The organism is Isoptericola variabilis 225, assembly GCF_000215105.1.
Taxonomy (GTDB): domain Bacteria; phylum Actinomycetota; class Actinomycetes; order Actinomycetales; family Cellulomonadaceae; genus Isoptericola; species Isoptericola variabilis_A.
Genome location: NC_015588.1, coordinates 1922969 through 1948523, shown reverse-complemented (window position 1 = coordinate 1948523; position 25555 = coordinate 1922969). Strand labels below are relative to the sequence as shown.

Genomic DNA, 25555 nt, shown 5'->3' with positions numbered 1-25555 from the left:
GATGGCGGCCGGTCCCGGCGCGCGCGCCGCGCGCTGGTTACGCTCCGGTCGTGACGATCGCTCTGCGCCTTCCCCGCCGCCTGCCCGCCGTCTCCGCCACCGTCTCCGCCGGTCTGCTCGCGGCGGCGCTGCTGGCCGGATGCTCCACCGACGCCGAGCCGGCCGCCGAGACTGCCGCCGAGCCGACGGTCAGCGCCTCGGTGGAGGCCGACGTCTCCGAGGGTGCCGACACCGAGTCGGCCGCACCCGAGCTGACGTACGCCGGCCAGGAGGGCCGCACGGCGCTCGAGCTGCTGCTCGAGGCGGACCCGTCGGCCACGGTCGAGGGCGAGGGCGAGATGGCCTTCGTCACCGGCATCGGCGGCGTCGAGGCCGGCGAGAACGAGTTCTGGGCCCTCTACGTCGACGGCGAGCCCGCCCAGGTGGGCGCCGGCTCGCTCGTGACGGAGGATGGTCAGGAGATCACGTGGAAGCTGGAGGCGTTCGAGTGAGCGGTGACCTGACCGCGCGCGAGCTGCTGCGTCGGTGGTGGCGGCCGCTGGTCGCCGTGCTCGTCGTGGTCGCCGCCGTCGTGTGGCGGCTGGTCAAGGACGACCTCGGCGCGCCGCCGAACCTCGAGTTGTCCACCGCGGCGGCGTTCCTCGCCGCCGGGCTGCTGCGGCACCGTCTCGCGGCCCTGGTGCCGCTCGCCGTCGTGGCGGTCAGCGACCTGCTGCTCGGCAACACCGCGATCCTCCTGTTCACCTGGACGGCGTGGGCGGCCATCGGGCTCGCCGCGCTGTGGACCCGGCGGACGGAGGGTGGACGACGGTTCGCCGTCGCGCTCGGGTACGGCGTCGGCAGCTCGCTGTTCTTCTACCTGTGGACCAACTTCGGCGTGTGGCTGCAGAGCCGCGGCACCTTCTACCCCGCGGGTCTCGACGGGCTGCTCGCGAGCTACGTCGCCGGGCTTCCGTTCCTGCGGCCCATGCTGGTCGGCAACCTCGTGCTCGTGCCGATGGCCGCGGCCGTGGTGGCACTCGTCGAGCGCCTCGAGCACCTGCCCGCCGTCGGCCCCGCCGCCCACCCGGCGCGGTAGAACACCTCCCGCCGAGGTAGCGCGCCACTCGACGAGGTAGCGCGCCCGGCCGCGAAGTAGCGCCGCCCGCCGCGACGTAGCGCACGACGACGGCACCTCCGTCCGCGTTCGTCGCCTTCCGACGGTCCTCGGGCGACAGATGGAGACGCTCGTCGACGGCGCGGTGCGGCGACCCTCGGGTGTGGTGGCGGATACCTCGTGCTGCTAGGGTTCAATACCTAGCAGCACAAGGTAATCCGACCTGCCCGAGGAGCGGATCGACATGCACCACGAGTCCGGCAGGCGCCGACCGCTGATCGCGGCCGTCGCGGTAGGCACCATCCTGGCCGGCGGCAGCGTCGCCGCCGCGACCGGGTGGCTCGAGATCTTCCGTACCGACCAGGTGGCGCCGGTCGAGGTGTCCGGCGACGACGTGGCCGCGCTCGCCGAGCTGCCCGACCTGCTCGCCGCGCAGACCACCGTGCTGCTCACCCTCGCCCTGCTGCTGTCGACCGTCGTCTCGCCCATGGCATCCGGCATGGTCGCGGTCGGGATCTTCGGCGCCACGTGGGTCGCCGGAGTCGTCGGGGCCATCGCCGAGGTGTTCGGCAACGAGACGCTCGCGCGCGTCGGGAGCGTGTCCCGGGTCCTGCTGCCCACCGACGGCCTGTGGCGCGGGGCGATGAACGCGTTCCAGGACCCGGGCCTGCTCACCCGTGCGGCCGAGGCGTTCGGCGGGCATCCCTTCCTGTCCGAGACGCCCCTCAGCCCCGCCTTCCTCGGCTGGGTCGCGCTGTGGGTCGCGCTCGTCCTCACGCTCGCGGAGGTGGTCTTCCGACGCCGCGACGTCTGAGTCGCCCGCCCGCGTCGCCCCGCGCTCGCGTCACACCGAGAAGTACTTGGCCTCGGGGTGGTGGAACACGAACGCGTCGGTGGACTGCTCGGGGTGCAGCTGCAGCTCGTCGGACAGGACCACGCCCACGCGCTCGGGCCGCAGCAGCTCGACGACCTTGCGGCGGTCCTCCATGTCGGGGCAGGCGGGGTAGCCGAGCGAGAAGCGTGCCCCGCGGTACGCGAGCTTGAACATCCCCTCGACGTCGGACGGGTCCTCGTCGGCGAACCCGAGCTCGTCGCGCACCCGCGCGTGCCAGAACTCGGCGAGTGCCTCGGTGAGCTGGACGGACAGTCCGTGCAGCTCCATGTACTCGCGGTACCGGTTCGCCTCGAAGAGTCGCGCGGTGTGCTGCGACACCGAGTCGCCGACGGTCACGAGCTGCACGGGCAGCACGTCGAACCGCCCGGTCTCCTCGGCCCAGGACCGCGGCTTGACGAAGTCCGCGAGGCACAGGTGCCGGTCGCGGCGCTGCCGCGGGAACCGGAACCGCAGCCGCTCGGTCCCCACCGGGCCGCCGGACCCGCCGTCGGGCCCCTCGTGGTGGCCGACGACGAGGTCGTTCCCCTCCGACCACACGGGGAAGTACCCGTACACCACGGTCGGGTCGAGGATCGACTCGGTCCGGATGCGCTCGAGCCACTCGGCCAGGCGCGGGCGACCCTCGGTCTCGACGAGCTCCTCGTACGAGGCGCCGTCGTCTCCGCGCCCCGGCTTCAAGCCCCACTGGCCCATGAACGTCGCGCGCTCGTCGAGGAAGGCGGCGTAGTCGGCGAGCTGCACGCCCTTGACGATCCGCGTGCCCCAGAACGGCGGCGTGGGCACGGGGTTGTCGGTCGCGACGTCGGAGCGTGCCGGGAGCTCCTCGGGCGCGGTCTCGGTGACCTTGACGACGTCGTGCCGGCGCTTGCGCAGCGGAGGCAGCCCGACGTCGTCGGGCGACGCGCCGCGCGCGATCCGCACCAGCGGCTCCATGAGCCGCAGCCCCTCGAACGCGTCGCGCGCGTACCGGACGGTGCCGGGGAACATCGAGGCGAGGTCGTCCTCGACGTAGGTGCGCGTCAGGGCCGCGCCGCCGAGCAGGATCGGCCACTTCTTCTCGAGGCCGCGCGAGACGAGTTCCTCGAGGTTCTCCTTCATGACCACGGTCGACTTCACGAGCAGCCCGGACATCCCGATGACGTCGGCGTCGTGCTGCTCGGCCGCCTCGATCATGGCCGAGATCGGCTGCTTGATGCCGATGTTGACGACCTTGTAGCCGTTGTTCGTCAGGATGATGTCGACGAGGTTCTTGCCGATGTCGTGCACGTCGCCGCGCACGGTCGCCAGCACGATCGTGCCCTTGGTCTCGTCGGGTCCGCCGGCCACGCGCTCCATGTGCGGCTCGAGCAGCGCGACGGCCGCCTTCATGACCTCGGCGGACTGGAGCACGAACGGCAGCTGCATCTGCCCCGAACCGAACAGCTCGCCGACGACCTTCATGCCGCCCAGCAGGTGGGTGTTGACGATGTCGAGCGCCTTCATGCCCAAGGCGAGCGCCTCCTCGACGTCGTCCTCGAGCCCCTTGCGCGCGCCGTCGATGATCCGCCGCTCGAGCCGCTCGCCCACGGGCAGCGCGGCGAGCTCGGCGGCGCGCTGGTCGCGCAGCGAAGCGGAGTCGACGCCGCTGAACAGCTCGAGCAGGTGGGAGAGCGGGTCGTGGACGAGGTTGCCCTCGTCGTCGTACCGGCGCCGGTCCCGCACGAGGTCCTCGGCCGCCTCCCACTGCTCGTCGGGGATCGCGGTGCGGGGCAGGATCTTCGCCGCGTGCACGATGGCGGAGTCGAGGCCGGCCTGGACGGCCTCGTGCAGGAACACCGAGTTGAGCACCGTGCGCGCGGCCGGGTTCAGGCCGAACGACACGTTGGAGACGCCGAGCGTGGTGTGCACGCCGGGGTAGCGGCGGGTGATCTCACGGATCGCCTCGATCGTCTCGATCGCGTCGCGCCGCGTCTCCTCCTGGCCGGTCGCGATGGGGAACGTCAGCGCGTCGACGATGATGTCGTCGACCCGCATGCCCCAGTCGCCGGTCAGGGTGTCGATGAGGCGCGACGCGATCGCGACCTTCTTCTCGGCCGTGCGTGCCTGGCCCTCCTCGTCGATCGTCAGCGCGATGACGGCGGCCCCGTGCTCCTTGACGAGCGGCATGATGCGGGCGAACCGCGACGTCGGGCCGTCGCCGTCCTCGAAGTTCACCGAGTTCACGACGGCGCGCCCGCCGACGAGCTCGAGGCCCGCCTTGATGACCTCCGGCTCGGTGGAGTCGATGACCAGCGGCAGCGTCGAGGCCGACGCCAGGCGGGAGACGACCTCGCGCACGTCCGCGACGCCGTCGCGACCCACGTAGTCGACGCACACGTCGAGCAGGTGGGCGCCGTCGCGCGTCTGCGCGCGGGCGATGTCGACGACGTCGTCCCAGCGGCCATCGAGCATCGCCTCGCGGAACGCCTTTGAACCGTTGGCGTTCGTCCGCTCGCCGATGGCGAGGTAGGAGGCGTCCTGGTGCAGGTCGGTGTGCGAGTACAGCGACGCGACGCCGTTCTCCCGCTCGACCGGCCGGGCGGTCAGCTCGCGGCCGCGCACGGCCTCGACCACCTGCCGCAGGTGCTCCGGCGTCGTGCCGCAGCAGCCGCCCACGAGCCCGAGCGAGAACTCCTCGACGAACTGCGCGTGCGCCGTCGCGAGCTCCGGCGCGGTGAGCGGGTAGACCGCGCCCTTCGGGCCGAGCTCGGGCAGGCCGGCGTTGGGCATGCACGCGACGGGGACCTCGCTGTGGCGGGCAAGGTGGCGCAGGTGCTCGCTCATCTGGTCGGGGCCGGTGGCGCAGTTCAGCCCGATCGCGTCGACGCCGAGCGCCTGCAGCGTGGTCAGGGCGGCGCCGATCTCCGAGCCCATGAGCATCGTCCCGGTCGTCTCGACCGTGACCGACACGATGACCGGCACGCGCCGCCCGACGGCGGCCATCGCCTCGCGCGCGCCGTTGACCGCGGCCTTGGCCTGCAGGAGGTCCTGGCTCGTCTCGACGAGGATCGCGTCGGCTCCGCCCTCGAGGAGCCCGGCCGCCTGCTCGGCGAAGGTGGCCTTCAGGTGCGCGTACGTCGTGTGGCCGAGCGAGGGCAGCTTCGTGCCCGGGCCCATGGAGCCCAGGACCCAGCGGGGGTGCTCGGGCGTCGACCAGGCGTCCGCGCGCTCGCGCGCGAGCTCGGCGCCGGCCCGCGCCAGCTCGCGGATGCGGTCCTCGATGCCGTAGTCCGACAGGTTCGACCAGTTGGCGCCGAACGTGTTGGTCTCGATCGCGTCGACCCCCACCTCGAGGTACGCGTCGTGCACCGAGCGGATGATGTCGGGGCGGGAGACGTTGAGGACCTCGTTGCAGCCCTCGTGGCCCTCGTAGTCCTCGAGCGTCGGGTCCGCGTCCTGGATCATCGTGCCCATCGCGCCGTCGGCCACGACGACGCGCGTGCGCATCGCCTGCAGCAGGGCGTCGGCACGGGCGTCGGCGGCGGAGACGTCGAGGGTGGAGGTCACCCGTGCAGGGTAACCGCGGCGGGGCGTGCGCGGCCCGGACGTTCACCCACAAAAACGCTGCCGTCCGGCGGCGCACCGGCCTACCGTCGGAGCATGACCGCCACCGACACCGATCCCGAGGCCGGCGCACGCCTCGCCCCGATCGCCGAGCGCGCCGCCGCGCCGGCACAGCTGCCGCACGTCACCGCGGGCGACCTCGCGTGGCGTCCCGCGACGCGCGACGACGCGCGCGCCCTGCTCGACCTGCGCAACACCATCGCCGACGTCGACCGCGAGCCCTACCGCGAGACGCTCGAGGAGATCCTCGAGATGTTCGACGCACCCTGGCGCCGCTACGACACCGACTCGCTGCTCGGCTTCGACGCCGACGGCGTCCTGCGCGCCTACGGGCTCGTCGACTCGATGCCGGGAGACACCCGCACCGTGCGGGCGTTCCTCTTCGGCGGCGTGCACCCGGAGCGCCGCGGCGAGGGCATCGGCCGCGAGCTGTTCGCGTGGCAGGTCGCCCGCGGCCGCCAGGTGCTCGCGGCGTCGGGCAAGGACGTCCCCGCCCGCCTCGCGGTGTTCGCCGAGGACGACGGCCCCGTCGAGAAGAACCGCCTCTACGAGCGCTTCGGCTTCGGCGCGCACCGGTTCTACTCCGAGCTCATGCGCGACCTGCGCGACCTCGACGCCGCGCCGGTGCCCGACGTCGCGCTCGAGGGCTCGCTGCGCCTCGTGCCGTTCGCCGCCGAGTACGACGAGCCGACGCGCCTGGCGCACAACGACGCGTTCCGCGACCACTGGGGCAGCGAGCCGCAGACGCCCGAGCAGTGGAAGAACGGCCGCTCGGCGTTCGCGCCGGCGTGGTCGTTCGTCGTGGTCGACGACGCCCCCGACGTCGAGGCGCTGCTCGCCTCGCCCGACACCGACGCCGAGACCGCCGCCGCCCTGCGCGCCGGCGAGCCGCTCGTCGTCGGCTACCAGCTCGCGTCCCGGTTCGAGGAGGACTGGGCCGTCCGCGGGTTCACCTTCGGGTACACCGACATCCTCGGCGTGCGGCGCGCCTACCGGGGCCGCAAGGTCGCCGTCGCGGCGCTCGCGGCCGGCATGCGCGCGCTCGCCGCCGACGGCATCGAGTTCGCCGCGCTCGACGTCGACACGGCGAACCCGACCGGCGCCGACGGCCTGTACGCGAGCCTCGGCTACACCAAGACGCACGGCTCGAGGATGTACTCCGTCGAGCTGTGAGGGCGGTCACGGCGGGCGGCTATGCTGCCCGCCGTGACCGACGTCGCTCCACCCCGCCCGCGCACCGGGCCGGATCCCGACCGGCTGCTGCCGACCCCGGCGGCCCGCGCCGCGGCCGTGGTGCTCGGTGCGCTCACCGTGGTCCACCTCGCCGCCCAGGCCGCGCAGGAGCCGGACCACGCGCGCGTGACGCAGTGGTGGCTCATGCCCGCTCTCGCGCTCGTGGTCGTGTGCGCGACGGCGGCACCCCGGTCGCGGCTCGTCCGCCTGGTCCTTCTCGCGCTCGGGTTCTCGTGGCTCGGCGACACCGTTCCCGACCTGTTCCATCGCGACGTCGCGTTCCTCGTCCTGGTCGTCCTCTTCCTGTGCGCCCAGCTCACCTACGTCGCCGCGTTCTGGCCTACGCGGGCGGCGAGCCTCACGCGGCGCCCGCCCGCCCTCTCGCTCTACGTGCTGACCGCCGTCGGTCTCGTCGCGGCGTGCGCGCCGGGCGCTCCCGGCGTGCTGCTCGCGGCCGTCGTCGTCTACGGCGCGTGCCTCGTGGCCATGGCCGTGATGGCGACGGGCGTGCACCCCCTCGCGGGCTTCGGGGGAGCGGTGTTCCTCGCCTCCGACGCGATGATCGCGCTCGACGCGTTCACCGCCTGGTTCACGCCGCCCGTCCCCGGGTTCTGGATCATGCTCACCTACGTCGCGGGGCAGGCGCTGATCGTCTCGGGCGTGCTCGCGCGCGAGCGGGTGCCGCGCCGCTGACGCGTCACAGGACGCCCGGACGCACCATCCACCGCTCGGGGTCGTCGAGGACCTCGAACCCGGCCTTGCGGTAGAGCCCGTGCGCGTCCTCGGTGACGAGCGCGATCCGCTTGAGCCGCAGCGGCTCGAGGTCGGCGAGGACCCCCTGGACGAGCCGGACCCCGATCCCGGCGCCGCGTGCGTCGGGGTCCACGATGACGTCGCACAGCCACGCGAACGTCGCGCCGTCGGTCACGACGCGCGCGTAGGCGAGCTGCCGGCCCGTCTCGGCGTCGTACACGCCGTAGTTCCGCGAGCCCGCCATCGCGGCCTCGTGGACCTCGCGCGGCCGGCCGAGGGCCCAGTACGCGTGCGTCGACAGCAGCGCGTGGACGCGCTCGGCGTCGATGCGCGACGGGTCGGAGGAGAAGACGTGGCGGGCGGTGCTGATCTCGGTCATGCCACCCATCCAACCAATCCTGTGTCGGTGGTCACGTCTACGGTCGAGGCATGGACATCATCCTGGTTCCCGGCTTCTGGCTGAACGCGTCCGCGTGGGACGCCGTCACCCCGCCCCTCGTCGCCGCGGGGCACACCGTGCACCCGCTCACCCTGCCCGGCATGGGGTCGGTCGAAGAGGACCGCTCCGGCATCACGTTCGAGGACCACGTCGCCGCGGTGGTCGAGGCGCTCGACGCGCTCGGTCCGGACGCGTCCGTCGCCCTCGTGGGCCACTCGGGCGGCGGTGCCGTGATCCACGCGGTGGCGGACCGCAGGCCGGACCGCATCGCCCGCAACGTCTACGTCGACGCGCTGCCGATCGGCGACGGCGGGGTCATCAACGACGAGCTGCCGGTCGTCGACGGCGAGATCCCGCTGCCGGACTGGTCGGTGTTCGACGACGCCGACCTCGTCGACCTCGACGACGAGCTGCGCGCGCGGTTCCGGGCCCAGGCGGTCCCGACGCCGGCGCGCGTCGCCTCGGACCCCGTGCGCCTCACCGTCGAGCGGCGCTACGACGTGCCGAGCACCGTCATCGCGTGCGAGGTGTTCGAGGGCTTCGAGAGCCCGACGCAGATGTACCGGCACTTCATGGACGCCGGCCACCCGTACACGGCCGAGCTCGCCGCGATGCGCGACCTCGAGATCGTCGACCTGCCCACCGGGCACTGGCCCATGCTCACGCGCCCCACCGAGCTCGGGGAGGCGATCGCCGCCGCGGTGGCCCGGGCCTGACGGCTCAGCCGATCGCGGCCAGCGGGCCGGGCAGCGGCGTGCCGGAGCCGTCCCGGCGCTCGACGGGCGCCGGCAGCTCGACGGGTTGCCCGCCCGTGCCCACGGCGCGCGCCGGTCCCTCGCCGACCCAGGCCAGGACGAGCGAGTCCTCGCCCTTGAGGAAGCGGTGCGCCCGGACGCCGCCGGTGCCGCGGCCCTTGCCGGGGTAGAGCTCGTACGGCGTGACCTTGACCGATCCGCCGCCCGTGCCGGGCAGGGCGTCGGAGGCCCCGGCCACGGTCACGACCTGGTAGAGGTCGCGGGTCGCGGCGCGGACGGCGCCGAAGAACGTGGCGCGCTGGCCGGCGCCGAGCCGGATCCCGGCCATGCCGCCCGCGGCGCGGCCCTGGGGGCGCACCGCCGTCGCGGCGAAGTGCAGCAGGCTCGCGTCGGAGGACACGAACACGAGCTCGTCCTCGTCCGCGACGGGCGCCGCGCCGACGACGACGTCGCCGTCCTTGAGGGCGATGACGTCCCACTCGTCCTTGTTGCTCGGCGCGTCGCCCGCCACGACACGCTTGACGACGCCGCCGGCGGTGCCGAGGGCGAGCGTCGGGGCGTCGGCGGCGAGCGAGACGACGGCGAGCGCCTGCTCGCCCGAGCGCAGCGCGACGAGCTCGCTGACCGGCACGCCGCCCGACAGCGAGGGCGGGCCGTCGGTCGGCGGCAGCGACGGCAGGTCGAGCACGGAGACGCGCAGCAGCCGGCCCGCGGACGTGACGAGCCCGACCTCGCCGCGCGTCGTCGCGGCGACGTCGCCGCGCAGCGCGTCGTGCGCGTGCCGGCGCCCGGAGCGCACGGGCGGCGCGTCCGCGTCCTCGCCCGACGTGCGGGCCAGCAGGCCCGTCGCCGACAGGAGCACGCGCGTGGGGGCGTCGGCGATCTGCAGGTCGAGCGCCGGGGCGCCCTTGGCGGCACGTCCGTTCGTCGCGGTGGAGGCGGGCGTCGCCCCGCCCGCGGAGTCGAGCAGGACCGTGCGCCGCGGCGTGCCGTACGCCTTGGCGACCTCGCCCATCTCGGCCGACACCACGCCGCGCAGGCGCGCGTCGTCGGACAGGATCTCCTCCAGCTCGGCGATCTCGCGCTCGAGCTCGCCCTTCTCCTTCTCGAGCTCGATGCGGGAGAACTTCGTCAGGCGCCGCAGCTGCAGGTCGAGAATGTAGGTCGCCTGCGGCTCGGACAGGTCGAACACGCTCATGAGCCGCTCGCGCGCGATGCCCGCGTCGTCCGAGGAGCGGATGACCTGGATGACCTCGTCGATGTCGACGATGGCGAGCAGCAGGCCCTCGACCAGGTGCAGGCGTTCCTTGCGCTTGCCGAGGCGGAACGCCGAGCGCCGGCGCACGACGTCGATGCGGTGGTCGACCCACACGCGCAGCAGCTCGAGCAGGCCGAGCGTCCGCGGCTGGCCGTCGACGAGCGCGACGTTGTTGATGCCGAACGAGTCCTCGAGAGGCGTGGTGCGGTAGAGCTGCTCGAGCACGGCGTCGGGGTCGAAGCCCGTCTTGACCTCGATGACGAGCCGCAGGCCGTGCGAGCGGTCGGTGAGGTCCTGGACGTTGGTGACGCCCTGGATCTTCTTGGCCTTGACGCCCTCGGCGATCTTCTCGATGACCTTCTCGGGCCCGACCGTGTAGGGCAGCTCGGTCACGACGATGCCCTTGCGGCGCGCGGTGACGTTCTCGATCCGGGCGGTCGCCCGGGTGCGGAACGAGCCGCGGCCCGTGCGGTAGGCGTCGCGCACGCCCTCCAGGCCGACGATCTTGCCGCCCGACGGCAGGTCCGGGCCCGGCACGTACCGCATGACGTCCTCGAGCGTCGCGCCCGGGTGCTTCAGCAGGTGCTGGCCGGCCGCGACGACCTCGACGAGGTTGTGCGGCGGCATGTTGGTGGCCATGCCGACCGCGATGCCCGACGCGCCGTTGACGAGCAGGTTCGGGATCGCCGACGGCAGCACCGCCGGCTGGGTGAGCTTGTTGTCGTAGTTGGGCACGAAGTCGACGACGTCCTCGTCGAGCCCGGCCGTCATCGCCATCGACGGGGGAGCGAGGCGCGCCTCGGTGTACCGGGCGGCGGCCGGCCCGTCGTCGAGCGAGCCGAAGTTGCCGTGGCCGTCCACGAGCGGCAGGCGCAGCGAGAAGTCCTGCGCGAGGCGCACGAGCGCGTCGTAGATCGCCGCGTCCCCGTGGGGGTGCAGCTTGCCCATGACCTCGCCGACCACGCGCGAGGACTTCACGTGCGCGCGGTCCGGGCGCAGGCCCATCTCGGCCATCATGTACAGGATGCGGCGCTGCACCGGCTTGAGGCCGTCGCGCGCGTCGGGCAGGGCGCGGCTGTAGATGACGGAGTACGCGTACTCGAGGAACGACGTCTCCATCTCCGACGCGACGTCGATGTCGACGATCTTCTCGTCGAACGGCTCGTCGGTGGCGGGTGCGCTGGACTTGCGCGCCATGCGGTGCGGCTCCCTGGGTCGGCCTGGCGTTCGGTGCGTCGTGCCCGACGGCGGCGCTCGCCACCGTACGGACGTTCGAGCAAACCTTAGCCGCCGCGGTGCGCGAAGCACCGGAGGCCGGGCGGGCCGGGGTCCCCCTGGGTGTCGGCTGAGGGTCGCGCCCGGGCGTTCCCCGATGTCCCCGTTCGTCGTCGTGATGGGAGCGTCCGGCTCCGGGAAGTCGACCCTGCTCCACACCGTGAGCGGCATGGACCGCCCGACGAGCGGGACCGTCCTGCTCGAGGGGCGCGACCTGACCTCGCTGACGGATGCGGAGATGAGCCGGGTCCGGCTCACGAGGATGGGGTACGTCGTCCAGCAGGCGTACGTCCTGGGCAACCTGAACGTCCGGGACAACGTCCTGCTGCCCGCGCTCACGGCGGCGCCGAGGCAGAAGGCCGCCGCGGTCGCACGCGTCGACGGGCTCCTGGAGCGGTTCGGGATCGCGCACGTGGCGGGGCACCGCATCACGCAGGTCTCGGGAGGTCAGCTGCAGCGTGCCGCGATCTGCCGGGCGCTGGCGTGCGAGCCCTCGGTGCTGTTCGCGGACGAGCCGACCGGCGCGCTCAACAGCCAGCATGACGGCCGACGTCATGGACGCGCTCACCGACGTGCACCGCGCGGGGACGACGCTCGTCATGGTGACCCACGACCCGGCCTGCGCGGCCCGCGCCGAGCGCGTCGTCTACCTCCAGGACGGCCGGCTCGTGGACTCGCGCGAGCTCGGGGCCTGGACCGCGGAGCGGTCGGCGCAGCGCGAGGACGAGCTGCTCGCCTGGCTGCGGAAGCTGGGATTCTGAGCGGCGTCCGACCCACCGGTTAACCTTCGACGGTGGACGTACCCGCGGACGCCGCGAGCGCCAGCTCCGCCGAGAACGCCCCCGACTACCCGCTCGGGTGGGAGGCCGACGTCGTGCTGCGCGACGGCACGACGACGCACCTGCGGCCCATCCGGCCGGCCGACGCGGACGCGCTCCAGCGCTTCCAGCAGGCCCAGTCCGAGCAGTCCTCGTACTTCCGGTTCTTCGCGCCCGTGCGGAGCCTGACGGAGCGCGAGCTGCGGCGCCTGACCCACGTCGACCACGCCGAGCGGGTCGCGCTCGTCGCGGTTCGGCCGGGTGCCGACGGGGGAGAGGACATCATCGGCGTCGCGCGCTACGACAAGGTCGCCGACGGCGAGGCCGAGGTCGCGTTCAACATCGCCGACGCGATGCAGGGCAAGGGGCTGGGGTCGGTCCTGCTCGAGCACATCGCCGCCGCGGCGCGCGAGCGCGACATCCGCCGGTTCGTCGCCGACGTCCTGCCGCAGAACTCGTCGATGCTCAAGGTGTTCCGGGACGCCGGCTACGAGGTCACGCAGCACCTCGACGACGGCGTCGTCTCCGTCGCGTTCGACATCGACCCGACCGAGCGCTCGCGCGAGGTCATGGCCGACCGCGAGCACCGGGCCGAGGCCCGGTCGATGCAGGGGCTCCTCTCGGCGCGGCGCGTGCTCCTCGTCGGACCGGGGCCGGGCAACCCCACGAGCCCCGAGGCGCACCTGGCCCGCCGGGTGATCGAGGCCGCCGTCGCCGACCCGGGCGACACCGAGCTCGTCGTGCTCGGCGCGCCCGGCCCGGTGCCCGCCGCCCCGCGGCTCGTCGCCGTCGGGGGCTGGGACGAGGTCGGCGACGTCGACCTGGGCCTGCTCGCGGTCGTGCCCGACGTCGCGATCGACGCCGTCCGGCGCCTCGCCGCGCACGGCGCGCGCGGCGTCGTCGTGCTCGCGGCCGGGTACGCCGAGACGGGCGAGGCCGGCCTGGCGCGCCAGCGAGAGCTGCTGCGCACCGCCCACGCGGCGGGCATGCGCGTGGTGGGCCCGGCGTCGTACGGCATCGTCACGACGACGCCCGGCGCGCGCCTGCACGCGAGCCTCGCCGAGCGGCCGCCCGCCGCGGGCGTCGTCGGGCTCTTCTGCCAGTCGGCGGCCGCGGCGGTCACGCTCACGGCGACGCTCGAGCGCCGTGGCCTGGGCGTCTCGTCGCTCGTGTCGGCCGGCCACCGCGCCGACGTGTCGGGCAACGACCTCATGCAGTACTGGCAGGAGGACCCGGCCACCGAGGTCGTGTGCCTCTACCTCGAGTCGATCGGCAACCCGCGCAAGTTCTCCCGGATCGCGCGACGCCTCGCGGCGGTCAAGCCCGTGGTGGTCGTCATCGCGGGCCGCTCGGGCCAGGTGGTCCCGCCCGGGCACGCGGTGCGCGCCACCCACGCGCCGCGCCGCCTGCTCGACGAGATGCTGCGCCAGTCGGGCGTCATCCGCGCCGCCAACACCCACCAGCTCATGGACGTCGCGCAGGTGCTCGCGCACCAGCCCCTGCCGGCCGGCAACCGGGTGGGCATCCTCGCGTCGTCGGCGGCGCTCGCGGCGCTCGTCGCCGAGGCGGCCGCCGCCGCGGGGCTCGTCGTCGCGGCGTCGTCCGACTTCCTGCCGCCCGGCGCGTCCGACGACGAGATCGCCCGCACGGTCGACGCGCTCTACGCGCCGGGCGCGTGCGACGTCGTCGTCGTGGTCGACGTGCCCGTCGTGCTGCCCCGGACGGGCGTCGTCGCGCGCGCCGTCGCGCAGGCCGCGGCGCGGACCGGCCGCACGACCGTCGCGTCGATGCTCGGGCTGCACGGCATGCCCGACGAGCTCGCCGCGACCGCGCCCGACGGCCGCCTCGTCCGCATCCCGGCGTTCTCGACGCCCGAGGACGCCGTGACCGCGCTCGGCAAGGTCGTCGAGCACGCCCGGTGGCGCACCGAGGACCACGGCAGCCACGTGCGGCCCGAGGGGGTCGACGCGCGCCGCGCCCGCCGCCTCGTCGAGTCGTGGCTCGGCGACGAGGACACGACGCGCGCTCTCGACCAGGACCAGGCCGCCGCGCTGCTCGCCTGCTACGGGCTCGACCTGTGGCGCTCGCGGCAGGTGCGCACCCCGGACGAGGCGGTCGCCGCGGCCGACGAGCTCGGGTGGCCCGTCGCGCTCAAGAGCGCGTCCTCCGCGCTGCGGCACCGCACCGACCTCGGCGGCGTGCGCCTCGACATCGCCGACGCGGCCGAGCTGCGCGACGACGTCGCGCGCATGCGCGGCGTCGCCTCGTCCGTGCTGGGGGAGACCGACCCGGTGTTCGAGGTGCAGCGCATGGCGCCCGTCGGCGTGGCGTGCGTCGTGCGGTCCGCCGAGGACCTGCTGTTCGGCCCCCTGGTCTCGTTCGGGCTCGCGGGGGACGCGACCGAGCTGCTCGACGACGTCGCGTACGGCGTCCCGCCGCTGACCGACGTCGACGTCGCCGGCATGGTCCGCACCATCCGGGCCGCGCCGCGGCTGTTCGGCTACGGCGGCACGCCGCCCGTCGACGTCGACGCGCTCGAGGACCTGCTCGCGCGCGTCTCCGTCATGGCCGACGACCTGCCCGAGCTCGCCTCGCTCGAGCTGTACCCGGTGGTCGTCGCCGAGTCCGGCGTGTCCGTGCTGCACGCCTCCGCCCGGCTGCGACCCGCGGCGCGCCGGCAGGACGCGCTGCGCCGCGCGCTGCCCGGCTGACCGCCTCCGCCTCGCCGGTGGCCGCGCGGGGGCCGGGAGTGGGAGAATGCCCGGGTGCCGAACGCGACCACTCGCAAGAACCTCCGTGACGACCTGACCGCCAGCGTCTACCGCGCGGGCTACTACCCCCAGCTGGTCGACGACGTCCTCGACGTCGCGCTCGCCGACGAGGCCGTCGTCGCGCACCTCGTGCAGGCCGAGACCACGTTCGACAACGAGGTCCGCCGGCACCTGACCGTTCTGGTGCTCACGCCGACCCGGCTCGTGACCGCGCACGTCGACGACCACGAGGGCGACGCCGCCCACCCGTCGTCGGCCGCCGCGACGACCGAGGCCGTACCGCTGAGCGAGATCCGGTCGGTCGCCCTGACGCACGTCGTCAACGAGCCCGCCCAGCACCGCCCGGGCGACAGCGCGTCCGAGCTCACGCTCGCGATCGGGTGGGGCGCCGTGTCGCGCATCGACCTCGAGCCCGCCCAGTGCCCCGACCCGAGCTGCGAGGCGGACCACGGCCTCACGGGCCAGATGACGCCCGACGACGTCGTCGTGCGCGTCAGCGGCGCCGCCGAGGGCCGCGACGCCGTTCGCCGCGCGGTCGCGTTCGCCCGGACGCTGTCGGCGGCCACCGGCGTCAGCGCTCGATGACCGCACCGGCCCTCGCCGAGGGGCTCGTCGCGCCCGCCTACGGCACGGGCTCGCTGGCGGCCGTGCTGCCCGCGGCCGCCGGCGCGCTCGGGCTCGAGCTCACCACGGCGACCGGCCTGCGGTCGGGGGAGTGCCTCGCCGCCCTCGGCCTGCCCGCGGCGCGGCGGGTCGTCGTCGTGCTCGTCGACGGGCTGGGCCTGCACAACCTCGTCGAGCGCGGCGGCCACGCCCCGTTCCTGCGCTCGCTGCTCGCCGACGCACGCTCCCTCACCTCGAGCTTCCCGTCGACGACGGCGGCGGCGCTGGCGACGCTCGGCACCGGCACCTCGCCCGGGCGCACGGGCCTGCTCGGCTACACCCAGCGCAACCCCGCGACCGGCGGCCTCGCCACCATGGTGTCGTGGACCGAGCAGTCGGACCCGTACCGGCCCGGCACGAAGCTCTCGGGCCCCCTGGGGACCGCACCGGAGGACCTCCAGCGCGAGCCGACGGTGCTCGAGACGCTCGCCGCGGCCGGGCTGCCGGTCGTCGCGCCGGGCCCGCGGAAGTTCGAGGGCTCGGGCATGACGCGCGCCGCGCTGCGCGGGCCGCGCTACGTCGTCGCCGAGACGCTCGGCGAGCGCGTCGACGTCGCGGTGCGGACCCTGCGCGAGACCGGGCTCGTGTACCTCTACCACGGCGACGTCGACAAGACGGGCCACCAGCACGGGCCCGACTCGTGGCAGTGGGGGGACGCGCTCGAGGCGGCGGACGCCGAGCTGCGCCGGCTCGTGCGGTCCCTGCCCGCGGGCACGCTCGTGCTCGTCACGGCCGACCACGGCCAGATCCCGGTCGACCCGGGCCTGCAGCGCGACGTCGCGACGACGCCCGAGCTCGCCCGCGGCGTCGCCCTGCTCGGCGGCGAGCCCCGCGCCCTGCACGTGTACACCGAGCCGGGCGCCGACCCGGCCGACGTCGCGGCGCAATGGCGCGACGTGCTCGGCGAGGACGCGGTCGTCGTGCTCGGCGACGACGCAATCCACGCCGGGTGGTTCGGCCAGGTCGCCGGGCACGTGCGGGAGGCCGTCGGCGACGTCGTCGTGGCGAGCACAGGCCGCGCCACGGTCGTGGACTCGCGCCTGCACACGGCCGAGGCGCGCGCGATGCCGGGCGTGCACGGCTCGCTGACCCAGACCGAGATGCACGTTCCGCTCCTCGCCGTCGTGGCCTGAGCGGCCGGCGCGTCTGGGAGGATTGGGGCCATGGCCGAGCTCGTCTTCTTCTCCGGGACCATGGACAGCGGCAAGTCCACGCTGGCGCTGCAGCTGGACCACAACCACGCCGCGCGCGGTCGCACGGGGCTGATCTTCACGCGCGACGACCGCGCGGGCGTCGCGCGACTGTCGTCCCGGCTGGGGCTCGAGGTCGAGGCGCGCGAGGTCAGCGACGACACCGACTTCTGGGACGTCGTCGCGGCCGAGCGGCAGGCCGGTCGGCTCGTCGACTACCTCGTGTGCGACGAGGCGCAGTTCTACTCGCCGGAGCAGGTCGAGCAGCTCGCGCGGCTCGTCGACGAGGTCGAGATCGACGTCTTCGCGTTCGGCATCACGGCCGACTTCCGCACGAGGCTGTTCCCCGGCTCGGCGCGGCTCATCGAGCTCGCCGACCGCACGGAGGTGCTGCAGGTGCAGTCGCTGTGCTGGTGCGGGGCGCGCGCGACCCACAACGCCCGCACGGTCGACGGCGTCATGGTCGTCGAGGGCGAGCAGGTCGTCGTGGGCGACGTCGGCGACGGCGCCGGCGAGATCGCGTACGAGGTGCTGTGCCGGCGCCACCACATGCGGCGCATGACCGCCGACGTCGCGCGGCGGCTCTCGGCGGGCGACGCGCTGCTGGACCTCTGAGCCGCGGGCGCCGCCGATGCTCCCGGGGCCTACTTCTGCGGGCGCGCGCCCCCGAACACGATCTCGTCCCAGCTGGGCACCTGCGCGCGGCCCTTGCGGCCCGGACGCCGGCCGGCCGGGCCGCGGCGCGCGTCGGACGCCGGCTCCGGCTCGCGCGATGCGGGTGCGGGTGCGGCGGGGTGCGCCGGGCCCGGCGACGGCCGCGGTCGCCCGTGGTCCGGCCGCTCGCCGGCCGGCGCGGGCTCGGCCGGCGCCGGCCCGGACGGGCTCCCGGACGACGGCTCGGGCGCGGTGTCGCCGGAGGGCTCGCGCTCGGGCGCGGGGTCGCCGGCCGGCGCGACGGCGCGCTGGCGGCGCGCGCCGAGGTCGACCACCGAGGCGCCCTCGGGCTCGCCGTCGGGCACGGCGCCGGGCACGGTCCCCGACGCGGTTCCCTGAGGCGCCCCCGCCGACGTCGCGCCCGGCGGGCCCTCCTGCGGGCCGGCGTCGTGCACCCACGGGGCCGGGATGCGCGCGACCGGCTGGTGGCCCGTCTCGGGTGCGGCGCCCTCACCCGGGCGGCGCACGCGGGGGACCGCCCCGGTGGCGGGGCGCGGTGCCGGGTCGAGGTCGCCCAGGGGCAGCTCCTCCGACTGGTACGGGTCGTCGGCGCGGCGCGCGGTGCGCGAGCCGGGGCGCTGCCCGCGGCGTCCGGCGAGGTCGTCGAGCAGGAGCGCCGTCGCGTCGGCGGCGGCGTCGGCGGGCCGGCGAGCGGAGTCGCCGCGCGCGTGCGACCGGCTCGTGATCGAGGGCACCCCGACCATCTCGGGCGACAGCGGGTCGTCGGGCTGACCGAGCCAGCGCGCCTCGTCGTCGAGCGGCGTGACCACGCGGCCGCGCGGGTCGAACGTCCACCGGGCGCTGCGGTCGCGCTCGCCCGCGGAGAAGCGGACCTCCACGACCCACGGGGCCGTCCCGTCGCGGCGGGCCGACCACGTGGCCTCGTCCGTGGAGACGCCCCGGGCCGCGAGCCGCGCGTCGGCGGCCTCGCCGAGCGTGCGGTCGGAGTCGCCGTCGATGCGGTGGGCGCGCACCTGGCCCACGGCGTGCTCGCGCTCGGCCACGACGGGCCACTCGTAGCGCCGCACGTGCTCGACCGGCAGCCCCGACTCGGCGGCCAGCTCCTCGGCCGTCGCGCCCGCGCGCAGACGAGCCTGCAGGTCGCGGGGCCGCAGCGGCGCGTGCGCCTGGGCCTGGAGGGCCTCGGTCCGTGGGCGGTCGCGCCGCACCGCGGCGCGCAGCGCCTCCGTGATCGGCAGGGCGTGCTCCGTGCCGTCGGACGCGCGCAGCACGAGGCGCTCGCCGTCCTCGTGCAGCCTCACGAGCTCGAGCTCGGCCATGCTTCCTCCTCAGCCTTGCGACCCCCGACACGGCCCGCGGGCGTCGGGCCGGGACCGCTGGCTTCGAGCGTGCCACCCGGCTCCCGCCGTTCCGCGCAGGTACGCCGGTGTGCCGCCGATTGGTCGCCCGGCGCACGGGAGCACCCCGGCTGCGAGGATGACGCCCGTGGACGCGTTCGCCTTCGGCCCCGTGACCCTCATCGAGGTCCTCGCCGTCTTCGTCGCCGCAGTCTCGGGCGGACTGGCCGCCGTGCGCAAGCGGTTCGACGTCTTCGGCGTCCTCGTGCTCGCGTGGATCACCGGCCTCGGCGGGGGCGTGCTGCGCGACGTGCTCATCGGCGCGGTCCCGCCCGTCGGCATCTCGAGCTGGCGGCTCGTCGCGACAGCGCTCGCCGCCGGCGTCGTGATCTTCGTCCTGCACCCGCGGGTCGAGCGGATGCGGCGGGCGATCGTCGTGCTCGACGCCGCGGCGCTCGCGCTGTTCGTCCTGCAGGGCACGGTCAAGGCGCTCGAGCTCGACGCCGGCCCGCTCGCGTCGGTCGTCGTCGGCGTGCTCACCGCCGTCGGCGGCGGGATCCTGCGCGACGTGCTCGTCGGGGAGGTCCCGCTGATCTTCGCCGACCGCCAGCTCTACGCGATCCCCGCCCTCGCCGGCGCCGCGCTGACGGCCGCGCTGTGGCACGCCGACCTGCTCGCGCTGTGGTCGCAGGTGCTCGTGGTCGCGCTCGTCCTCGGCTTCCGGCTGCTGTCCCTGGCCCTGGGGTGGGTCGTGCCCGGCGCGGGCACGGGCTGGACCGGACGCTGGGGCCGGGGCTCGGGCAGGATGTGAGGGTGAGCACCGACCCCGCGCCCGAGCCCACCCCGTCCGCCGCACCCTCCGCCGCACCCTCCGTCGCACCGCCGGCCGCGGCGCCCGGCGAGCTCCCCGACGACGCCACGGTCGCCGCCCTCCGCGCGCTCGCGGCCGACCTGGCCGTCGAGGCCGGCCGGCTCGTGCGCGAGGGCCGGCCCGAGCGCGTCGTGGTCGCCGCGACCAAGTCGAGCGCCGTCGACCCCGTGACCGAGATGGACCGCGCGGTCGAGGAGCTCCTGCGCGCACGGATCGCCGCGGCGCGCCCCGACGACGCGATCCTCGGCGAGGAGGGCGTCGACGTCGCGGGCACGAGCGGCCTGACGTGGGTCGTCGACCCCATCGACGGGACCGTCAACTACCTCTACGGCGTCGCCTCGTACGCCGTGTCGGTCGCCGTGGTCGCCGGGCCGGCCGACCCCGCCCGCTGGACCGCCCTCGCGGGCGCGGTGCACTCGGTCGTCGACGGGCGCACCTGGACCGCCGCGCGCGGCCAGGGAGCGACGTGCGACGGGCGGGCGCTGCGGATCAACGAGCCGCAGTCCCTCGGCGCGTGCCTCGTCGGCACGGGGTTCGGCTACGCCGCGGCCCGCCGCGCGCACCAGGCGCGCGTGCTCACGCACGTGCTGCCGCGCGTGCGGGACATCCGGCGCCTCGGGTCGGCCGCGATCGACCTGTGCCTGCTCGCCGAGGGCGGCCTCGACCTCTACTACGAGCGCGGCCTCAACCCCTGGGACCTCGCGGCGGGCGCGCTCGTCGCCGCGGAGGCCGGCGCCGCCGTCACCGGGCTGCGAGGCGAGCCCGCAGGCACGACCATGGCCGTGGCGGGCGCGGCGCCACGCGTCGCCGAGCTCGTCCGGTTGCTCGAGGACGCGGGCGCCGACGGCCCCGACCAGGAGGCCTGATCCGCGGCGTCGTCGCAGGTCGGCGCCCGTCTCGTGGGACGTGCGGGGGGCCTGCTCGCGCGTGCCGTCGAAATGGTGCACAATCCGGTGGCCGACCCGGGAACAAAACCCGGCCCGCAGGCATTATCAGCGCGTACCGACACCGACATCACGGAGCGTGACCCCACAGATGGCAACCGACTACGACGCCCCCCGCAAGACCGACGAGGACGTGGAGCAGGACTCCCTCCAGGAGCTCCAGGCGCGTCGGTCCGACAAGAGCTCGGGTGTCGTCGACGAGGACGAGACGGAGGCCGCGGAAGGCTTCGAGCTTCCCGGCGCCGACCTGTCCGGCGAGGAGCTCTCGGTGCGCGTGCTGCCTCGTCAGGCCGACGAGTTCACCTGCACGAGCTGCTTCCTGGTCCACCACCGCAGCCAGCTGGCCTACGAGAAGAACGGCCAGATGGTCTGCACCGAGTGCGCCGCCTGAGCCGGCGGTGACCTGCAGGCTCGGGCGACACCGGGACCACCGCGGTCCCACCGCCTGAGCGCGGGCCGACGGCCGACGGGCCGCCACGTCGCGGACGTGGCGGCCTTCGTCGTGCTCGGCGTCAGTCCGCGGCGACCGCCCCGGGCCCGGCGTGACGCGCGCGCTCGACGGCCGCGACCAGCTCGGCCGGACGCCGGGTCGAGACGACCCAGTACGGCGTCGGGTCGGCCGGGTCCTCGAGCACGGCCTTGATCCCGGTGCGCGCCCACGCGCGCAGGCACACGTACGCGCGCGCGTCGAGCCGCGGCCCGAGCTCGGCACGCATCTCCTCGGGGTCGTCCAGCGCGGTCAGCTCGCCCAGCAGCCGCGCGGGCACGTGCGCCCGGCCCGCGTGCAGCTCGCCGCCGACGACCTGGACGACGGGCGACGTCGCGGCGAGGGCCACGACCGCCGCGACCGCCACGAGCACCCCGACGACCACCCCGGCCGTCGGCGAGAGCGGCCACAGCGCGATCCCCGCGACCGCTCCGGCCCCCACCGCGCCGAGCCAGCCGAGGGCTCCGGGCAGGAGGCGCTCGCGGTACGAGGGACGGGGAGGGGGACCGGCGGGGGCGTCGCTCATGGGCACATCATCGCAGCCGCGGTCGGCTACGCTGCCGGGGTGCCTGACTCCGCGAACCGGCCCGTGACCACCGACGGCAGCACGGTCGACGTGCTGGTCCGCCTGCTCGACGACGGCATCCCGGCGCCGTCGTACGCCCACCCGGGCGACGCGGGCGCGGACCTGGTGACGACCGTCGACGTCGAGCTCGCGCCGCGCCAGCGCGCGGTGGTCCCCACCGGGGTGGCGATCGCCCTGCCGGACGGGTACGCCGCCTTCGTCCACCCCCGCTCGGGCCTGGCCGCCCGGCACGGCCTCACCGTCGTCAACGCGCCCGGCACCGTCGACGCCGGCTACCGGGGCGAGATCAAGGTCGTCCTGCTCAACACCGACCCGGAGGAGACGGTGCACCTGAGTCGCGGCGACCGCATCGCCCAGCTGGTGGTGCAGCGCGTCGAGAAGGCGCGGTTCGTGCGGGCCGAGACGCTTCCCGGGTCGCACCGCGGCGAGGGCGGCTTCGGGTCGAGCGGGGGCTGGACCGCGGCGCGCTGAGGTCGCAGTACTGTGGACGTGAACGGTCCCGGCCGCCCGGCCGGGATGGAGCGAGTGAAGGAGATCCCCTGTGGGTCTGTTCCGGCGCAACGCGTCGAAGAGGACGCCTGAGGCGTCCGAGCCCGCGACCCTCCCGTCGGACCCGCCCGCGGCGGCGCCCGGCGGCGCGGCCGCACCCGACCCGGCGAGGCCCGAGCGCGGGCCGTTCGACGCCTCGCAGGTCACGGCCAAGGGACCGCGCGTCGACCTGGGCGCGATCTGGCTGCCCGTCCTGCCCGGCCTCGAGCTGCGCATGGAGATCGACAAGAAGACGCAGAAGGTGACCGGCGTCTCGGCGCAGCTCGGCGGCTCCGGGCTCCAGGTCCAGGCGTTCGCCGCGCCCAAGACGACCGGCATCTGGGACGAGGTGCGGGCCGAGATCGCCGCGTCGGTGACCAAGCAGGGCGGCACCGTCGACGACGTCCCCGGGCCGTTCGGCCGCGAGCTGCTCGCGCGCATCCCCGCCACGGGCCCCGACGGCCAGGCGGCCGTGCGTCCCGCGCGGTTCGTCGGCGTCGACGGCCCCCGCTGGTTCCTGCGCGGCGTCCTGACCGGCCGCGCCGCGGTCGACGAGGAGGCGGCCAAGCCGCTCGAGTCGGTGTTCGCGAACGTCGTCGTCGTGCGCGACGGCAACCCGCGCCCGCCCCGCGACCTGCTCACGCTCACGCTCCCGCAGAAGAACCGGCCGGCCGAGGGCCAGGCAGGCCCGCAGGGTGCGGCACCCGCGCCGCCGAGCTTCGACCCGCTCACGCGCGGGCCGGAGATCACCGAGATCCGCTGAGGGGTGACGAGGACCATGTCGCTGCGCAGCACCGTCCGGCACGCGCTCGCCTCGGCCGACGAGGTCGCCGCCGAGCAGGAGCGGCACGAGGCCGCCCTCGTGCGCGGCTGCTCGGCCGTCGCGGACCTCGAGACCCGGCACCGGGGGATCGCCACGGGCGTCCTCCGCTCGGTCGTCCTGCGCCCGCGCGAGACGGTGCCGACGGTCGAGGCCGAGCTGTACGACGGGTCGGGGTCGCTCGACCTGGTCTGGCTCGGGCGCCGCACCATCCCCGGCATCGAGCCGGGACGACGCATCCGCGTCGAGGGCATGGTGTGCGAGGTCGACGGCCGCCGCGTGGTCTACAACCCCCGCTACGAGCTCCGACCCCAGGCCGGCGAGTGAGCGCCCCGGGGCAGGACCGCCGCGGCGTGCGTGCGGTCACCGCGGAGAGCTTCTCGTTCGCCGAGGCCGTCGGCGGGGTGCGCGGGGTCGTCGAGGCGATCGCGCCCGGCCTGCTCTTCGTCGTCGTGTTCGTCGCGACGACGGACCTGCGCGCCGCGCTCGTCGCGTCGGTCGCCGCCGCGCTCGTCGCCGTCGCGGCCCGCCTGCTGCAGCGCACGCCCGTGACCCAGGCGCTCGGCGGGCTGCTCGGCATCGCGGTGGGCGTGTTCTGGGCCTGGCGCTCGGGCGAGGCGGAGAACTTCTACGCCGTCGGGCTGTGGACCAACGCGGTCTACCTCGTCGTCATCCTCGCGTCGATCCTCGCGCGCTGGCCCGCCGTCGGGCTCGTGGTCGAGGCGTTCCGCTCGGGGTTCGTCGACCAGGCGCGCGAGCGGGCGCAGAACGCGGGCGCCGCGGCGCCCGAGGGCGACGCCGCCGACGGCGCCCCCAGCCCGTTCGCGCCGCTCGTCGCGTGGCGCAAGGACCCCGCGCTCGTGCGCCGCTACACCCTCGCGACGTGGTTCTGGGTCGGGCTGTTCGCCCTGCGGCTGATCGTCAAGGTGCCGCTGTACTTCGCGGGCGACGTCGCGTGGCTCGGGACGGCGCACCTCGTCATGGGTGTCCCGCTGTGGGGGCTCGTGCTGTGGCTCACCTGGGCCGTGGTCCGGCGGCCGCACCCGGCGAGCACCGCCGCCGCGACCGCCTGACCCGGCCGGCCGTCACGCCTCCGGCGGCTCGACGGGCTCGTCGGCGCGGCCCCGACCGGCCTCGACGTCGACCACCTCGACCGCCGGGGCGGGTGCGCCGGCCGCCGTGCCGCCGTCGGACAGCAGCGCCTGCAGCTGCTCCTCGTCGGCCTCGCGGCCCGTGACCAGCAGCAGCTCGTCGCCCGCCTCGAGCGTGTCGTCGACGCTGGGTGCGATCGGCGCGGTCGAGCGCACGATCGCGGCGAGCACCGTGTCGTGCGGCCAGTCGATCCCGCCCACGCGCCGGCCGACGAGCGGCGAGTCCTCGGGGAGCGTGACCTCGAGGATGTCCGCACCCGACTGGTGGAACGTGAAGATGCGCACCAGGTCGCCGACGGCGACGGCCTCCTCGACCATCGCCGTCATGATGCGCGGCGTCGAGACGGCGACGTCGACGCCCCACGACACGTCGAACATCCACTCGTTCTTCGGGTTGTTCACGCGGGCGACCGTGCGGGGCACGCCGAACTCCGTCTTGCACAGCAGCGAGAAGACGAGGTTGACCTTGTCGTCGCCCGTCGCGCCCACGACGACGTCGGCGCTCTCCACGTCGGCGCTCGCGAGCGACGAGAGCTCGCACGCGTCGGCGAGCAGCCAGTCGGCGTCGGGCACCTGGGCGACCCGCATGGCCGCGGGGCTGCGGTCGATGAGGACGACCTCGTGGTCGTGGGCGAGGAGCTCGCGGGCGATCGAGCGGCCCACCGACCCGGCCCCGGCGACGACGACCCGCATCAGTCCTCCTCCGCGTCGCGCGGCGCGTGGGTGAGCGTGCGCTCGACCGCGGCCGCGTCGTCCGCGTGCATGAGCACGTGCAGCACGTCGTTCTCCTGCAGGACCGTCTCCGGCGTCACGAGGATGCCCTCGGAGTAGCGCGACAGGAACGCGACGCGGGCGCCCGTGGCGCTCTCGATGCGGCGCACCGACAGCCCGGTCCAGCCCGGGTGGTAGTCGACCTGCGCGAGCCTGACCTGCCCGGACGGGTCGCGGTACTCGTCGGTCGCGCCGAGCGGGAGCATGCGGCGCAGCACCTGGTCGGCGGTCCACCGGACCGTCGCCACGGTCGGGATGCCGAGCCGCTGGTAGATCTCCGCGCGCTGCGGGTCGTAGATGCGCGCGACGACCTTCTCCACGCCGTACGTCTCGCGCGCGACGCGCGCGGCCAGCACGTTCGAGTTGTCGCCGTCCGACACGGCCGCGAAGGCGTACGTGTCCTCGATGCCCGCCTGCGCCAGCGTGTCGCGGTCGAAGCCGACCCCGGTCACCTTCTGGCCGGAGAACTCGGCCGGCAGGCGGCGGAAGGAGTCGGGGTTCTGGTCGATGACGGCCACGGAGTGCCCGTGGGACTCGATCGTCTGCGCCAGCGTGGCTCCCACGCGGCCGCAGCCCATGATCACGAAGTGCACGACCAGAACGCTATACCTCCGGACCGCGGCCTGCCGTCGTGGGCCGCGCGGCTCGGCGCAGCGC

25 protein-coding genes and 1 pseudogene are annotated in these 25555 nt (G+C 75.1%); 19 read left to right on the top strand and 7 right to left on the bottom strand.

The features are described 5' to 3' along the window. The first annotated feature begins 50 nt into the window (after positions 1-50). From ISOVA_RS09085 to ISOVA_RS09075, 3 genes are all read left to right on the top strand, one after another. The gene (locus ISOVA_RS09085; protein WP_013838940.1) at positions 51-491 is read left to right on the top strand and encodes a DUF4430 domain-containing protein; all 441 of its coding nucleotides are present in this window, start codon (positions 51-53) and stop codon (positions 489-491) included. After that, the gene (locus ISOVA_RS09080) at positions 488-1078 is read left to right on the top strand and encodes a DUF6580 family putative transport protein (RefSeq protein ID WP_013838939.1); all 591 of its coding nucleotides are present in this window, start codon (positions 488-490) and stop codon (positions 1076-1078) included. The genes ISOVA_RS09085 and ISOVA_RS09080 overlap by 4 nt, the downstream gene beginning before the upstream one ends. 262 nt (positions 1079-1340) lie before the next feature. After that, positions 1341-1910 (top strand): hypothetical protein, encoded by a 570-nt coding sequence (locus tag ISOVA_RS09075; RefSeq protein WP_013838938.1) that lies wholly within the window; start codon positions 1341-1343, stop codon positions 1908-1910. 30 nt (positions 1911-1940) lie between these two features. Here ISOVA_RS09075 and metH read toward each other — a convergent pair whose 3' ends face one another. Continuing rightward, complete coding sequence (gene metH, locus ISOVA_RS09070) at positions 1941-5456, bottom strand: methionine synthase (RefSeq protein WP_081474907.1); 3516 nt, start codon at positions 5454-5456, stop codon at positions 1941-1943. A gap of 153 nt (positions 5457-5609) precedes the next feature. Between metH and ISOVA_RS09065 the strand changes: the two genes are divergently transcribed. Both ISOVA_RS09065 and ISOVA_RS09060 read left to right on the top strand, forming a co-directional pair. Continuing rightward, complete coding sequence (locus tag ISOVA_RS09065; protein ID WP_013838936.1) at positions 5610-6746, top strand: GNAT family N-acetyltransferase; 1137 nt, start codon at positions 5610-5612, stop codon at positions 6744-6746. A gap of 33 nt (positions 6747-6779) precedes the next feature. Then, positions 6780-7499, top strand: coding sequence for a lysoplasmalogenase family protein (locus tag ISOVA_RS09060; protein WP_221927812.1), 720 nt, complete (start codon positions 6780-6782; stop codon positions 7497-7499). 4 nt (positions 7500-7503) lie between these two features. Here ISOVA_RS09060 and ISOVA_RS09055 read toward each other — a convergent pair whose 3' ends face one another. Further along, entirely contained in the window at positions 7504-7938 is a 435-nt protein-coding gene (locus ISOVA_RS09055; RefSeq protein WP_041294828.1) for a GNAT family N-acetyltransferase, read from the bottom strand. 50 nt (positions 7939-7988) lie between these two features. On the opposite strand from ISOVA_RS09055, the gene ISOVA_RS09050 reads away from it, so the two are divergent. Continuing rightward, the gene (locus tag ISOVA_RS09050; RefSeq protein WP_013838933.1) at positions 7989-8714 is read left to right on the top strand and encodes an alpha/beta fold hydrolase; all 726 of its coding nucleotides are present in this window, start codon (positions 7989-7991) and stop codon (positions 8712-8714) included. Positions 8715-8718: 4 nt separating this feature from the next. On the opposite strand, the gene ISOVA_RS09045 is transcribed toward ISOVA_RS09050, so the two are convergent. Continuing rightward, entirely contained in the window at positions 8719-11208 is a 2490-nt protein-coding gene (locus ISOVA_RS09045) for a DNA gyrase/topoisomerase IV subunit A (protein WP_013838932.1), read from the bottom strand. On the opposite strand from ISOVA_RS09045, the pseudogene ISOVA_RS17655 reads away from it, so the two are divergent. From ISOVA_RS17655 to ISOVA_RS09020, 6 genes and pseudogenes are all read left to right on the top strand, one after another. After that, a pseudogene (locus tag ISOVA_RS17655) lies at positions 11093-11746 on the top strand (ATP-binding cassette domain-containing protein); the annotation flags it as partial. The gene ISOVA_RS09045 and the pseudogene ISOVA_RS17655 sit on opposite strands and share 116 nt — an antisense overlap. Before the next feature lie 79 nt (positions 11747-11825). Next, positions 11826-12047, top strand: coding sequence for a hypothetical protein (locus ISOVA_RS17245; RefSeq protein ID WP_233275868.1), 222 nt, complete (start codon positions 11826-11828; stop codon positions 12045-12047). A 32-nt stretch (positions 12048-12079) separates the two neighbouring features. Beyond that, complete coding sequence (locus tag ISOVA_RS09035; RefSeq protein ID WP_013838931.1) at positions 12080-14815, top strand: GNAT family N-acetyltransferase; 2736 nt, start codon at positions 12080-12082, stop codon at positions 14813-14815. 54 nt (positions 14816-14869) lie between these two features. After that, positions 14870-15460, top strand: a complete 591-nt coding sequence (locus ISOVA_RS09030; RefSeq protein ID WP_013838930.1) for a DUF5998 family protein — start codon at positions 14870-14872, stop codon at positions 15458-15460. Next, entirely contained in the window at positions 15457-16671 is a 1215-nt protein-coding gene (locus ISOVA_RS09025; protein ID WP_013838929.1) for an alkaline phosphatase family protein, read from the top strand. Before ISOVA_RS09030 ends, ISOVA_RS09025 begins: the two co-directional genes overlap by 4 nt. 30 nt (positions 16672-16701) lie before the next feature. Beyond that, a complete protein-coding gene (locus tag ISOVA_RS09020) occupies positions 16702-17343 on the top strand; it encodes a thymidine kinase (RefSeq protein WP_013838928.1) in 642 nt (213 codons plus the stop codon). A 29-nt stretch (positions 17344-17372) separates the two neighbouring features. Here the strand turns inward: ISOVA_RS09020 and sepH are convergent, their stop codons facing one another. Further along, the gene (gene sepH, locus ISOVA_RS15510) at positions 17373-18722 is read right to left on the bottom strand and encodes a septation protein SepH (protein ID WP_013838927.1); all 1350 of its coding nucleotides are present in this window, start codon (positions 18720-18722) and stop codon (positions 17373-17375) included. Between the two features lie 157 nt (positions 18723-18879). Between sepH and ISOVA_RS09010 the strand changes: the two genes are divergently transcribed. The 3 genes from ISOVA_RS09010 (at position 18880) to ISOVA_RS09000 (ending at position 20946) form a co-directional block, all read left to right on the top strand. Next, complete coding sequence (locus tag ISOVA_RS09010) at positions 18880-19551, top strand: trimeric intracellular cation channel family protein (protein WP_041294827.1); 672 nt, start codon at positions 18880-18882, stop codon at positions 19549-19551. A 2-nt stretch (positions 19552-19553) separates the two neighbouring features. After that, positions 19554-20477, top strand: coding sequence for an inositol monophosphatase family protein (locus ISOVA_RS09005; RefSeq protein WP_013838925.1), 924 nt, complete (start codon positions 19554-19556; stop codon positions 20475-20477). A gap of 169 nt (positions 20478-20646) precedes the next feature. Then, positions 20647-20946 carry a DUF4193 domain-containing protein gene (locus ISOVA_RS09000; protein WP_013838924.1) on the top strand — a complete coding sequence of 100 codons (300 nt, stop codon included), beginning with the start codon at positions 20647-20649 and terminating at the stop codon, positions 20944-20946. A 121-nt stretch (positions 20947-21067) separates the two neighbouring features. Here ISOVA_RS09000 and ISOVA_RS08995 read toward each other — a convergent pair whose 3' ends face one another. After that, positions 21068-21568 (bottom strand): DUF3093 domain-containing protein, encoded by a 501-nt coding sequence (locus ISOVA_RS08995; protein WP_013838923.1) that lies wholly within the window; start codon positions 21566-21568, stop codon positions 21068-21070. 39 nt (positions 21569-21607) lie between these two features. On the opposite strand from ISOVA_RS08995, the gene dut reads away from it, so the two are divergent. The 4 genes from dut (at position 21608) to ISOVA_RS08975 (ending at position 24049) form a co-directional block, all read left to right on the top strand. Beyond that, on the top strand, positions 21608-22099 hold the full coding sequence (gene dut, locus ISOVA_RS08990; RefSeq protein ID WP_013838922.1) for a dUTP diphosphatase: 492 nt from the start codon (positions 21608-21610) through the stop codon (positions 22097-22099). A 70-nt stretch (positions 22100-22169) separates the two neighbouring features. Next, positions 22170-22919, top strand: coding sequence for a DUF3710 domain-containing protein (locus ISOVA_RS08985; RefSeq protein ID WP_013838921.1), 750 nt, complete (start codon positions 22170-22172; stop codon positions 22917-22919). Between the two features lie 15 nt (positions 22920-22934). Further along, complete coding sequence (locus ISOVA_RS08980; RefSeq protein WP_013838920.1) at positions 22935-23303, top strand: OB-fold nucleic acid binding domain-containing protein; 369 nt, start codon at positions 22935-22937, stop codon at positions 23301-23303. Next, positions 23300-24049 carry a DUF3159 domain-containing protein gene (locus ISOVA_RS08975; RefSeq protein ID WP_041294826.1) on the top strand — a complete coding sequence of 250 codons (750 nt, stop codon included), beginning with the start codon at positions 23300-23302 and terminating at the stop codon, positions 24047-24049. The genes ISOVA_RS08980 and ISOVA_RS08975 overlap by 4 nt, the downstream gene beginning before the upstream one ends. Before the next feature lie 12 nt (positions 24050-24061). Here ISOVA_RS08975 and ISOVA_RS08970 read toward each other — a convergent pair whose 3' ends face one another. Further along, entirely contained in the window at positions 24062-24820 is a 759-nt protein-coding gene (locus tag ISOVA_RS08970) for a potassium channel family protein (RefSeq protein ID WP_013838918.1), read from the bottom strand. Next, complete coding sequence (locus tag ISOVA_RS08965) at positions 24820-25476, bottom strand: potassium channel family protein (protein ID WP_013838917.1); 657 nt, start codon at positions 25474-25476, stop codon at positions 24820-24822. The genes ISOVA_RS08970 and ISOVA_RS08965 overlap by 1 nt, the downstream gene beginning before the upstream one ends. Positions 25477-25555 lie beyond the last annotated feature (79 nt).